General features: G+C 36.8%; 14 protein-coding genes and 1 pseudogene. 14 read left to right on the forward strand and 1 reads right to left on the reverse strand.

Annotation, left to right across the window (positions count from 1 at the left end; genetic code table 11):
- The first annotated feature begins 80 nt into the window (after positions 1-80).
- From cmk to P6940_RS05905, 9 genes are all read left to right on the forward strand, one after another.
- Positions 81-764, forward strand: a complete 684-nt coding sequence (cmk, locus tag P6940_RS05865; RefSeq protein WP_028257456.1) for a (d)CMP kinase — start codon at positions 81-83, stop codon at positions 762-764.
- Positions 757-1,392: a lysophospholipid acyltransferase family protein gene (locus tag P6940_RS05870; RefSeq protein ID WP_028257457.1), complete on the forward strand. Its 636-nt coding sequence runs from the start codon at positions 757-759 to the stop codon at positions 1,390-1,392. The genes cmk and P6940_RS05870 overlap by 8 nt, the downstream gene beginning before the upstream one ends.
- Before the next feature lie 305 nt (positions 1,393-1,697).
- Positions 1,698-3,605, forward strand: coding sequence for a bifunctional 4-hydroxy-3-methylbut-2-enyl diphosphate reductase/30S ribosomal protein S1 (locus tag P6940_RS05875; protein WP_277288524.1), 1,908 nt, complete (start codon positions 1,698-1,700; stop codon positions 3,603-3,605).
- 156 nt (positions 3,606-3,761) lie between these two features.
- A complete protein-coding gene (gene der / locus P6940_RS05880) occupies positions 3,762-5,093 on the forward strand; it encodes a ribosome biogenesis GTPase Der (protein ID WP_277293472.1) in 1,332 nt (443 codons plus the stop codon).
- Positions 5,094-5,104: 11 nt separating this feature from the next.
- Positions 5,105-5,695 carry a glycerol-3-phosphate 1-O-acyltransferase PlsY gene (plsY, locus tag P6940_RS05885; protein ID WP_414625602.1) on the forward strand — a complete coding sequence of 197 codons (591 nt, stop codon included), beginning with the start codon at positions 5,105-5,107 and terminating at the stop codon, positions 5,693-5,695.
- 1 nt (position 5,696) lies between these two features.
- The gene (locus P6940_RS05890) at positions 5,697-6,695 is read left to right on the forward strand and encodes an NAD(P)H-dependent glycerol-3-phosphate dehydrogenase (RefSeq protein ID WP_028257461.1); all 999 of its coding nucleotides are present in this window, start codon (positions 5,697-5,699) and stop codon (positions 6,693-6,695) included.
- 66 nt (positions 6,696-6,761) lie between these two features.
- A complete protein-coding gene (gene rsmD, locus P6940_RS05895; protein ID WP_277293473.1) occupies positions 6,762-7,301 on the forward strand; it encodes a 16S rRNA (guanine(966)-N(2))-methyltransferase RsmD in 540 nt (179 codons plus the stop codon).
- Between the two features lie 20 nt (positions 7,302-7,321).
- Entirely contained in the window at positions 7,322-7,819 is a 498-nt protein-coding gene (gene coaD, locus P6940_RS05900; protein WP_277293474.1) for a pantetheine-phosphate adenylyltransferase, read from the forward strand.
- Position 7,820: 1 nt separating this feature from the next.
- Positions 7,821-8,285: a hypothetical protein gene (locus tag P6940_RS05905; RefSeq protein WP_028257464.1), complete on the forward strand. Its 465-nt coding sequence runs from the start codon at positions 7,821-7,823 to the stop codon at positions 8,283-8,285.
- A gap of 97 nt (positions 8,286-8,382) precedes the next feature.
- Here P6940_RS05905 and P6940_RS05910 read toward each other — a convergent pair whose 3' ends face one another.
- Complete coding sequence (locus P6940_RS05910; RefSeq protein ID WP_277293475.1) at positions 8,383-10,110, reverse strand: Rqc2 family fibronectin-binding protein; 1,728 nt, start codon at positions 10,108-10,110, stop codon at positions 8,383-8,385.
- 305 nt (positions 10,111-10,415) lie between these two features.
- Here P6940_RS05910 and P6940_RS05915 point away from each other — a divergent pair.
- The 5 genes and pseudogenes from P6940_RS05915 to rpoZ form a co-directional block, all read left to right on the forward strand.
- Positions 10,416-10,856, forward strand: a pseudogene (locus P6940_RS05915) (YicC/YloC family endoribonuclease); the annotation flags it as partial.
- Entirely contained in the window at positions 10,842-11,288 is a 447-nt protein-coding gene (locus P6940_RS05920; RefSeq protein ID WP_423839122.1) for an endoribonuclease YicC domain-containing protein, read from the forward strand. The pseudogene P6940_RS05915 and the gene P6940_RS05920, both read left to right, overlap by 15 nt.
- An 18-nt stretch (positions 11,289-11,306) precedes the next feature.
- Positions 11,307-11,576: an extracellular matrix/biofilm regulator RemA gene (remA, locus tag P6940_RS05925; RefSeq protein ID WP_028257467.1), complete on the forward strand. Its 270-nt coding sequence runs from the start codon at positions 11,307-11,309 to the stop codon at positions 11,574-11,576.
- 7 nt (positions 11,577-11,583) lie between these two features.
- Positions 11,584-12,207: a guanylate kinase gene (gene gmk, locus P6940_RS05930; protein ID WP_028257468.1), complete on the forward strand. Its 624-nt coding sequence runs from the start codon at positions 11,584-11,586 to the stop codon at positions 12,205-12,207.
- A gap of 6 nt (positions 12,208-12,213) precedes the next feature.
- Positions 12,214-12,432 (forward strand): DNA-directed RNA polymerase subunit omega, encoded by a 219-nt coding sequence (gene rpoZ, locus P6940_RS05935; protein WP_028257469.1) that lies wholly within the window; start codon positions 12,214-12,216, stop codon positions 12,430-12,432.
- Positions 12,433-12,445: the final 13 nt, after the last annotated feature.

The following is a 12,445-nucleotide window of genomic DNA, read 5'->3' on the forward strand; positions in this document are numbered from 1 at the left end:
TAGGACAGAGAAACTGTTGATTACACATACTTATAACACGATTAGTAGATTGCTATTTTTAGAAAGAAAGGACGTATGCAGTGGAACATCCAAAAATCAGCATTGCTATTGATGGACCAGCAGGAGCTGGTAAAAGCAGTGTTTCCAAAGAAGTAGCTAAGAAACTACATTATTTATATATTGATACAGGCGCTATGTATCGTGCCGTTACATGGGCTGTATTAGATGCAGGCGTTGATCCATCTAATCAAGCTGCCGTAGAGGCCTTGTTGCCAGAATTACAGTTGATTATGAAACCAGTGGACGATACATTTCGGATTGAAGTGAAAGGTGTTGACATTACGCCTTTAATTAGAACACAAGAGATTAATGATACAGTGTCCACAGTAGCTTCTTATAAAGGTGTTCGCCAATATTTAGTGGAACGCCAACGATTTATGGCACGCTCTGGTGGTGTTATTTTGGATGGACGCGATATAGGATCTATTGTGTTACCTCAGGCAGAATTAAAAATATATTTAACCGCTTCTGTAGAAACAAGGGCTACACGTCGCTGGATAGAAGTGCATGCAGTGGATCAGTCCGTGTCATTAGAGACGATAAAAGAAAGCGTAGAAAAACGAGATTATATGGATAAACATCGTGATGAATCTCCATTGATGTGTGTAGACGATGCAATCGTGGTAGATTCTAGTCATTTGTCTTTTGATGAAACGGTGAAGCGTATTTTATCATTAGTACAGGAGCGAATCAAAGATGAATAAATTTGGTAATTTTTTATGGCGCAGTGCATTTAGCATTGTGTTTGGTTGGTATTATAAAACAAAAGTCTATGGTCGTGATGAGTTCCCTAAAGAGGGCCCTGTTATCGTTGTTCCGAATCATTTGAGCAATTTTGATCCGCCTGTATTAGGGTATGCCATTCCGCGTCATGCACATTTTATGGCTAAGGCGGAACTATTCGTTAATCCCATTTCACGATTTTTTTGTACTTGGTTAGGCGCATTTCCTGTGCATCGAGGTACAGTTGATAAAATTGCTATACGTCATGCGATGGGGTTATTGAAACATAAAGAAGTGTTGGGAATTTTTGCTGAAGGATCTAGACAAAAACCTGGTAAATTAGGCAGGTTTCATGATGGTGCTGCATCTATAGCACTACGTACAGGTGTTGGCATTGTACCGATTGCTACGATAGGAACCTATGATATACAACGACATGGTGTGGCTATTATTATTGGCGATTTGATTCCTGTACGTAAAGATAAAGCAACAGCTGAAAATATAAAGGCCGTTAATGAGACGGTAAAAAGTGCTATTCAGCGGATGATAGATGATTATGAAAGCGGACGTTATGAACATACACCATATCGCAGTGGATTTATGTTATAACCGTATGTACAATAATCAGTACGATTAGAAGCATTTCTATTCATCATAAGAGTATTGGTAAAACTAGGTTAGTATTGAATAGTAAATGTTAGACTTTTTAACTCCTGTGTTTTCAGTTAGTGGGAGTAGAGTATCATTGAATAGGAAAGAACTATACTAGAAATTAGAATAGTTTATGTAGAGTGATGTGTGCTAGCAGATTACAGTATATATCTAAATATATAAGGGAATTATTAGGCATACTATAACACATAATAGTGCTACATCATGCACAATAGTAAAATACAGTAGAAAGGTTATGCTATATGGAAATTAAAATAGCAGAGAATTGTGGCTTTTGCTTTGGCGTTAAACGAGCAGTGCAAATGGCTCTAGAAGCAGCTGATAGTGATAGAGAAAGTTATACCTTGGGCCCGATTATTCATAATCCTCAAGTAGTGGGGAAATTAGCTGATAAAGGGGTGGGGAGCGTTGATACGTTGCAGGATATTCCAGAAGGGACCGTTATTATTCGATCTCATGGAGTGGGACCTGCTGTGTATGAAGAAGCAAAATGTCGAGGCCTCGATGTGATCGATGCAACGTGTCCTCACGTGAAAAAAGCACAACGTGACGCAGCTTCCGTTGTTGAAGAAGGTATGACGTTGGTGATTTTGGGTGAAAAAGACCATCCTGAGGTCAAAAGTATTAACTTATGGTCTGGAAACAAAGCTATAATCGTTGAAACGGAAGAAAACGCCAAAAATCTACCAATCGTGGAAAAAATGGGAGTTGTTGTACAAACCACCTTTTCACAATTTAAATTTCAAAGTATAATAGACATATTAGAGACTAAGTCTAAAAATCTTAAGGTTTTCAAAACTATATGCACGGCTACACAGGAACGACAAAGTTCAGCAGTAGCACTTGCTAAAGAGGTGGACCTTATGATTGTGATAGGTGGTAAAAACTCGGGCAACACGACTAGACTTGCAGAGGTCTGTCGCGATGTTGGCTGTACTACATATCACATAGAAACCGCTACTGAATTACAACTGGCGTGGTTTAAAGACACACAGACAGTAGGGGTCACAGCCGGAGCATCAACTCCTGACTGGATAATTAAGGAGGTCATTAAGACAATGAAAGAATTTGAAGAATTATTAGCAGCTGAGTCTGCGAAAGCAGAGGATCTAAAAAAAGGTTGCGTAGTTGAAGGTACAGTTGTACAGATTGAAGATGAACGTGCTTATGTATCTATTTTTGGTTTAAAGACAGAAGCAGTTTTGAATAAATCTGAAATTGCATATCCTGCACCTGCATCTGCTAAAGATGTTCTTCATGATGGCGATGAAATTAAAGCTGTTATTATGAACCATATTAAAGAAGATAATCCTGTATATCTTTCTATTACTCGTTTGGCTAAAGACGAAGATTGGCAATATGTCATCGAAGCACAAGAAAAAGATGAACCAATCGTATGTAAAGGTATCGACGCTATTCCTGCAGGTTTAGTGGTTACTGTTAAATCTTTACGTGGTTTTATCCCATTGAGCCAAGGTGATGTACATTTTGTTAAATCGCTTGACAGCTTAGTAAATACTGAATTTGAAGCGAAAGTATTAGAAATCGATGAAAAGAAAAATCGTTTAGTTCTTTCTCGTCGAGCTGTACTTGAAGTAGAACGACAAGCTAAATTAGAAGAAGCTTTGAAAAATATTACTGTTGGCGAAACTTACAAAGGTATTGTTCGTAAGATTATGCCATATGGTGCATTTGTTGATATTGGTGGCATTGAAGGATTACTTCACATTTCCGATATTTCTTGGCAAAAAATTAAAAAAGTTGAAGATGTGTTAACTGTAGGTCAAGAAATTGAAGTGAAATTACAATCGTTTGAACCAGAAACTAACAAATTATCCTTATCATTAAAAGCATTAAGCAAATCTCCTTGGGATGTAGCGGAAGAAACATTGCATGTAGGCGATGTTATTACAGGTAAAGTAGTTCGCTTAGTTGCTTACGGTGCATTTGTAGCTGTTAATGATGACATTCAAGGTTTATTACACATTTCACAAATCACTAAACAACGAAATGCTAAAGTAGAAGATTACTTGACTCGTGGTCAAGATATAGAAGTTAAAATTATTTCTTTAGATAAAGATGCTAAGAAATTAGGATTGGCATTAACTGAATTAATGGAATCTAAAGAAGTTGCTGAAGAAGCTGAATAATTTGATCTTACCATTCAGTTGATCGGTAAATTATATAAGGCTACACAGTATGTACTTCGGTACGTATTGCTGTAGCCTTTTATTATTAGTGTAACCAGTCATTGTATGGTAAAATATATAATGAATTAATATGACAAGGACAGAGGTGATGAATATATGGCAAAACCTTTAGTGGCAGTAGTAGGGAGACCTAATGTGGGAAAGTCTACACTATTTAACGCTATCGTAAATAAACGCATTTCTATAGTAGAAGACATTCCTGGTGTCACTCGTGACAGAATTTATTTTGATGGGGAATGGTTAAATCGTGAATTCACGATGATTGATACAGGGGGCATTGAATTCATTAATGAAGATAGCCATGTGATTCCTAAAATGATGCGCTTGCAAGCCGAGTTAGCCATAGAAGAAGCAGATGTAATTTTGTTTGTTGTAGATGGTAAACAAGGCATTGTACATGCAGATGAAGAAGTGGCTACTATTTTGCGTACTAGTGGCAAACCGGTGATACTCGTGGTCAATAAAATTGATAGTATCAACCAAGAACCGAATATTTATGAATTCTATAATCTGGGTGTTGGCGATCCTATTGGTATTTCTGCTAAAAATTTAATGAATTTAGGAGATTTACTAGATCAGGTAGTTAGTTACTTTCCTGATGGGACTAATGAGCAAGATGAAGAAGACACAATTCATGTGGCGTTAATTGGGCGTCCTAATGTAGGAAAGTCGTCCTTAACGAATGCTCTATTGGGACAGGAGCGGGTGATTGTTAGTGATGTAGCAGGTACTACACGAGATTCTATCGACACCCATTGGATGCATGAAGGACAGAAGTTTGTATTGATTGATACAGCTGGCATGCGGAGAAAATCAAAAATAGAAGAAGCCGTAGAGCGCTACAGTATTGTACGTTCCTTGCGCTCTGTAGATAGGGCTGATATAGTTGTGCTTGTGATTGATGGCGTTGATGGAGTTACAGAGCAAGATAAAAAAATTGCTGGTTATGCGCATGAAGCTGGAAAGGGCATGATTATTGTTGTTAATAAATGGGATTTGGTAGAAAAAGATAGTAAAACAACAATTCGCTATATAGAAGATATTTATGATGAACTAGGTTTTTTACAATACGCACCCATTCTATTTGCATCTGCATTGACGAAACAGCGTATTCATCGGTTAGCAGATATGCTGAAATTTGTATCCGAACAACAGTATCGACGTGTTGCTACAGGTACATTGAATCAATTATTAGCAGATGCACAAACGGTCAATCCTGTGCCATCACGAAATGGTAAAACGCCTAAAATCTACTATATGACACAAGCAAGCGTGAAACCGCCTACATTTATCTTGTTTGTTAACGATCCGACATTGATACATTTTTCTTATATGCGCTTTTTAGAAAATCGATTGCGTGAATCCTTTGGATTTGAAGGGACACCGATTCGTCTTATATTGCGTGGTAAACGAAGGGACGATGAGTAATGGATGAGACTATGCTTATAGGAAAATTTATACTAGCCTATCTATTAGGCTCGATCCCTAGTGGATTACTCATTGGCAAACTTTGCTTTCACACGGATGTACGTCAATTTGGCAGCAAAAATATTGGTGCTACTAATACCTATCGTGTACTGGGCTGGCGTGCAGCATTACCGGTTTTTTTCTGTGATGCTATAAAAGGCAGTATTGGTGTATGGCTGATGATGGGTACCTCACCACTATACATGATATTAGGTGGCATTATGGCGATGATTGGTCATAATTGGTCCATCTTTTTAAAAGGAAAAGGCGGTCGTGGTGTAGCTACTGGATTAGGTGTTATCATTGCCTTATCTCCAGCAGTAGCAGGTATTGCGTTTGTTATTTGGGGTATATTAGTTTTACTATTTAAATTTGTATCACTAGGCTCTATTGTGGCGGCCGCATCAATTCCTATATTGATGTATGCTTTTGATGAGCCCGTAGAATACATTATATTCGGTGCTATTGCGGCTATATTTGTTATCTTTCGTCATCGTGAAAATATAGTGAGATTATTACAAGGTAAAGAATTAAAAGTAGAACGAGTGAAACGTGGTGAATAATATGAAAGTTGCAATTATCGGTTCTGGAAGTTGGGGGACAGCCTTGTCCATTAAATCGGTGGAAGCAGGCAACGATACGTATTTATATTGTCGTCGTCCAGAATTTGCGAATCTATTAACGAACAGAAGAGAAAATACAGAATACTTACCAGGTGTTATGTTGCCTACTGCGTTATCCATTACTTCATCTAGTGAAGAGGCATTACGAGATGTGCAGATTGTGTTATTGGTAACGCCATCTGTATATGTACGAACTACATTACAGTCTATAAAAAAGCAAATTCCTAACAATGCTGTGTTAGTGTTATGCTCGAAAGGTATTGATCGCTCATCAGGGACCCTATTGTTGAAAGTCATCGAGGAAGAACTAGGTGATGATTGTCACTTAGCCATTCTATCAGGACCTAACCATGCAGAAGAAATAGGTCGGGGACTACCTGCGGCTACAGTCGTAGCGGCTAAAGATATGACGATTGCTAAACAAGTACAAGGCGCATTAAATTCTAGTAATTTTAGAGTCTATGTGAATGATGATTATATAGGATTAGAGCTAGCAGCAGCCACTAAAAATATTATTGCCTTGGCAGCAGGCATTGTGGATGAATTGCAGCTAGGGGACAACACAAAGGCCACTTTGTTAACAAGAGGACTTTATGAAATGACAAAGTTTGGCGTTGCTTTTGGCGCTAAAAAAGAAACCTATGCTGGGTTGGCTGGTATAGGAGATTTAATTGCTACGTGTATGAGTCAACATAGTCGAAATCGAGCTGCAGGACAGCAACTTGCTATGGGACAATCTATGAATGATATTATGAGCCAAACCAATATGGTGGTAGAAGGCTTTTATGCGGTGGAAATTGTACATCGTATGGCGATGGAACATGATGTTGATATGCCAATCACACAAGCTTTATATGATATATTATATAATCATAAAACACCATTGGAGGCATTAGCAGAATTAATGCAACGAGAAATGAAAGTTGAATCATATTTATAAAAGATAAGACTTTTATTTTATATAGTTATATACTATAATTAATAATATCGTCAGAGTGAGGAAGTTATGAGAATTATTTCAGGTATTGCAAAAGGACATACATTGAAAGCACCTAAGGGGGTTACTACAAGACCTACATTAGATCGGGTGCGAGAAAGTATATTTAATGTAGTGGCGAATTACGGGATACCGGGAAAACGAATATTAGATTTATTTTCAGGGACAGGTGCCATGGCACTTGAAGCATTAAGTCGGGGCGCTAGTCATGCAATAGCGGTAGATCGAGTGACTAAACCGTTGATAGTAGAAAATGCAAAGCATTGCCATTTAGAAGATAGACTACATGTTGTATCATGTTCCTTAGCTCGCGTGAGTCAATTTTTAGAAGGACAACAATTTGATTATATTTTTTCTGATCCACCATATGAGAAAAATTATATTAATGCTACAATAGAAATGGTAGTGGGTTGTAATATATTAGCACTAGATGGAATGCTTATTTTAGAACGACATGAAAAAGAAATTCCTATATTGCCAGAAGATTGGGTTTGTATAAAAGAACAAAAATTTGGCTATACCATGGTATCTTATTGTGTTAAAAAATAAGCTTGGAAGGAGTTGCTTTTGTGCGCATAGGTGTTTGCCCAGGAAGTTTTGATCCTGTTACACAAGGTCATATAGATATTTTTGAGAGATCCAGCAAATTGGTGGATAAATTAATTGTAGCTGTTTGCGAAAATCCGGCTAAACATTCTTTGTTTTCGATGGAAACACGGGCAGAGCTAATTCGTCGATCGGTTACGCATATACCGAATATTGAAGTGGACTTTGCCACAGGCCTATTAAATGATTATGTGAAATCTAAAAATAGTCATATCATCATTAGAGGCCTTCGTGCATTAAGTGACTTTGAGTATGAATTTCAACGGGCCTTATTTGCTAAATATTTGGATGATGATATTGAAATGATGTTTATTATGACGAATAATAAATATTCTTTTGTAAGTTCTACAGGTATTCGAGAATTAGCTAAATTCGGCGGTTCATTGGATGGGTTAGTACCAGAGGAAGTTAAACTTGCTTTAGAATCTAAATTTAATGGTGAGAATAATAGGAGTGAATAGAATGAAAACTGAAAAATTACTTGAAGATTTAGAAAATTTAATTGAAACAAGTGGTCGTATTCCAATGACGACAAAAAAGATGATTGAAGAAGATGATATCATGCACATTCTTGACTCTATTAACGAATCGTTGCCATTGGAATTAGAAGAATCACGTCGAATTGTTAATGAAAAAGATAAAATTTTAGCCGATGCACAACGTCAAGCGGATACGCTAATCGCCCAAGCTAAGGATTATATTGCGAAACTAACAGAAGAAAGTGAATTGGTGAAACAGGCACAAGAACATGCGAATGAAATCATTACCTATGCAAATCAATCCTCTGAAGAATTAAAAAGTAGTTCCATTCAATATGCTGGTGATGTATTAAAATATGTGGAAAGTAATCTAGAAAAGACCTTAGAAAGCTTGCGCCAAAACAGGGAAAGTTTGAAAAATTCTGGCCGCAATGAGCAAGCCAAATAATATACCATAATATAATAAAAGAGTACGTATACAAGAGTGTCATAGAAATCCATGATGACAGGTTGTATACGTACTTTTTTTAGTCATGAATGAGATGTTAGCCCTTGGCAATCAATTCTAGTTCTGGTTCCAATGGGTCTACATATAGCGTTTTTTGATTCGTAAACGTAACAAATCCTAATGGAGAAGCAGGCGGCTTTTTGATATAACGAACGCGTACATAATCAACAGGTACTTTTGAAGAATCTTTTGCCTTGCTATAAAAAGCTGCATAACAGGCCACTTTAATAATGGTATCCTCGCTTGGTTCGTGACTGGATCGTAAAATTACATGGGAACCTTGTATGTTAGTTGTGTGAAACCATAGATCAGTAGGTTTAGCAAATGTATGGGTTAAATAGTCATTTTGCTTATTATTTTTACCAATATATACGTCACCATCATCTAAGGTGAGGTGTATAAAGTTTTCTTTCTTTAACTTATAGGAAAGAGGCTTTTTAGATTTTTTTATAATGCCTAAATCCATACATTCATTATAAATTTCTTGTAATGTCATTTTATCTTGGCAGAGAGACAGACTATATACGATAGATTGGAGATAGTCTAACTTGCGGCTACTTTGTTCTAACTGAAAGCGACCACTTTGGATACGGTTTTTCAATTTCGTATATAATTTATAATAGCGCTGAGCATTTCCAGATACGGTTAATTGAGGATCTAAAGGTATCGTTATAGGTCTTGTAGGTGATACAAGTAAATTATCGACCGTGATTTCTTCTTTGTAATGGACAGGTAAGTACGCATAAATCATGAGTAAATCACCGTATTCTTTATATTGATCCATGTGAGATGTATCATCTAATTCTTGTTGAATTTTGCTATGCCGTAATTCTTCTTTTTTGATGGACTGTAAAAGCTTTTTTTCGAGTTCTTTATCTGCCGTAGCAATGGCTCCACTTTTTTGAATAGCAGTAGCGATAGCTTTCGATAGAGTATCATACATGATAGGTTCATCGAATGTGTCGTATTGCAAGGGAATGGGAGAAATCACTGCTTTATTCATAAATGTATATTCATACAGTTGGTGAGAACTATTAATTTCTTTTCCTAGCTCATAGAGGTTACTAGCTAATGCTTGACACTGTTCCTGGGTGATTTCATCAAAAGCGATGGACTTAGATAATTGACTTCGATAGAGTACTTCTTTCAGTAAAGGCGTACCAAATCCATTAAAAATAGAACGAATCGTATTGCTTAGCGTATCTTGATGAAATGTATGAAGTAAATTTTCAATTTCTGTGGCACTAAAGTCGAATAGGCTGACCCGATTTGCATTAGGCGGTAATTCGTAAGACGCTTTGGGCATAATTGTTCTTTCACGATTCATTAGTGGTGTTACATGAATGAGTGCATCTAATATAATGCTATTTTGCACAAAAATACAGTTTGAATATTTTCCCATGAGTTCAATATAGAGGTTAGTCCTCAATATGGTACCATTTAGTTCGAGTTTATCCATGTGGATACAGATAATTCTGTCTGAATGAATCTGCTCTACTGTAGTGATGCGACTTCCCTCTATATGTTTGCGTAAAAACATACAAAGCGAGGTAGGTTCTTTTGGCAAATCTTGTAGGGGCGGGCTTAGATATATAGCCGGCTTGTTGCCAACAGTGATTACTAGGTCATGATTTTCCTTGTCAGTATGAATTTTACACACTAAGGTTGTTTTATCTATTTGATAGATCCGTTGTAATTGACCGTCTAATAAAGCCTGTGATAATTCTCTAGTCAGAACGGACATAGTTAAGCCATCTAGGTTCATATATATCATCCTTTCTATTTACATAGTATAATAGTAAATAAACATATATTCAAAGAAATTTTATAAATGATCTCAGTGCGACGTACAAATATTCGCTTATACTAGGAATTGCTGGCTAGCATCGAATACAATGAATGGATGTGTTGCATGTCAATTATTGCTAGTTATTAGGTAGTATGTTATGAAAGTCTATAACGTGTTATGATAAGCTTATATAGAAATATATGTAATATCGTAATGCAATAGGCGAATTAGAAAATATAGGCTATATGGCCCATGAATGAGGAGGCTCTCTAATGAAAAGTATGACCGGCTTTGGTCGTGGTAGTGCTGTTATGGGTGACATACAATGCATTGTAGAATTAAAAACTGTCAATGCAAGGTATTGTGATATTTTTATTAAAACCGATCGGCCCATAGGAGCTATGGAATAGAGGATTCGCAATATGATACAAACATCTATCCAGCGAGGCAAAGTAGATGTAGCGATTACTCTAGTAGATGATCGTGCAGATGGAAAGAATATTGTGATCGATCGTTCGTTAAAAGAAAAGATTCAAACTATGCTAGTGGAAGAAGGATTTTTTACATCTATCGAAGACGTGCCATTTGAAGCTGTTACTAGTGTATCGAGAGAGTGGATATGTGTGGATGCTATAAAGATAGATGAATCTACTATGGTAACATTGATAGAAAATGCCATGGAAGAGGCACTCATGAATTTAGTACATATGCGGCAAGTGGAGGGAACTTGCATAGCGAAGGACTTGTTAAAACGGATTGAGTATATTGAACATCTGTTGTCTGATATTGAATGCCATAAGGATGATGTGGTGGCTAAGTATCAAGAGCGGATTACGCATAAAATTCTTTCTATAATAGACACTATGAAACTGGAAAGTACGAAAGAACGTATATTAGAAGAAGTTGCTATTGTGGCAGATAAGACAGATATTACAGAAGAGATTGTAAGATTTAGTGCACATGTGGTACAATTAAAAAATACTTTAACAGATACTAATGCTATAGGAAGAAAATTAGACTTTCTATTACAAGAGATGAATCGAGAAGTTAATACGATGGGGTCAAAATGTACAGAACTGATAGTTACCGATAGAGTTCTACAATTAAAATGTGAATTGGAGAAGATTAGAGAGCAAATCCAAAATATTGAGTGATGGCAAGGAGTGTAGCGTATGGGCATTAAACTGTTGAATATAGGTTTTGGTAATATGATAGCCGCTAATCGGGCGATTGCCATTATTAGTCCAGAATCGGCACCTATTAAGCGTATGATACAAGATGCAAAAGATAAGGGCTTGTTAATTGATGCTACCTATGGGCGTAAAACACGGGCTGTCTTAGTTATGGACAGTGGACATGTGGTATTATCGGCCATACAACCAGAAACAGTATCGCATCGCATTATACAACAAGATGCAGTAGAAGAAACTACAGAGGCATAAGCAGATGATGAAAGAACGAGGTTTATTAATAGTCATATCTGGTCCATCTGGTGCAGGTAAAGGAACCATTTGCTCCGAATTACGAAAAGAAATGCCTAACTTAGTGTACTCTGTATCTATGACGACACGAGATCCACGAGTAGGTGAAAAAGAAGGCATTAACTATTTCTTTAGAACAAAAGAGCAATTTGAAGAATTATTGGCACAAGGTGATTTTTTAGAATATGCTAAGGTATATGATAATTATTATGGTACACCGAAAGCACATGTTATGGACTTGTTAGATGAAGGCAAACATGTGATTTTGGAAATTGATATTCAAGGGGCAATGCAAGTTAAAGATGCCTTCAGCGATGGCGTATTTATTTATATTGTGCCACCATCTTTGAGCGTGCTTTCAAATCGCTTAAATGGGCGGGGGACAGATGCACAAGATGTTATCAATAAGCGATTGTCCTTAGCCTCATCAGAATTAGCGTTAGCTCATCGGTATGATTATATTGTAGTAAATGATATACTAGATGAAGCAGTAGAAAAAGTAGCTTCTATTTTGCGAGCAGAAGCTTGTAAAATTAGTCGCAATAAAGAAAAAATTCAAGATATTTATAAGCAATACATGACAAAGGAGTGATTGAATATGATGGTAACACCACCATTATTAAAATTAGAAGAAGAAGTGGACAGCAAATATACATTGGTAACCCTTGCTGCGAAACGGGCAAGAGAGTTGACAGATGGAGATCCTGTATTGGTAGATGAAAAAGGCTTGGATACAGATAAAGCAGTATCCTTAGCGTTTCATGAAATTGCAAATAAAAAGATTGGCTTTGTTCGTACTAAAGAAGGCATTAAATAAATTGGCTTGGAGT

Source organism: Veillonella montpellierensis (genome assembly GCF_947090115.1).
Classification (GTDB): domain Bacteria; phylum Bacillota; class Negativicutes; order Veillonellales; family Veillonellaceae; genus Veillonella; species Veillonella montpellierensis.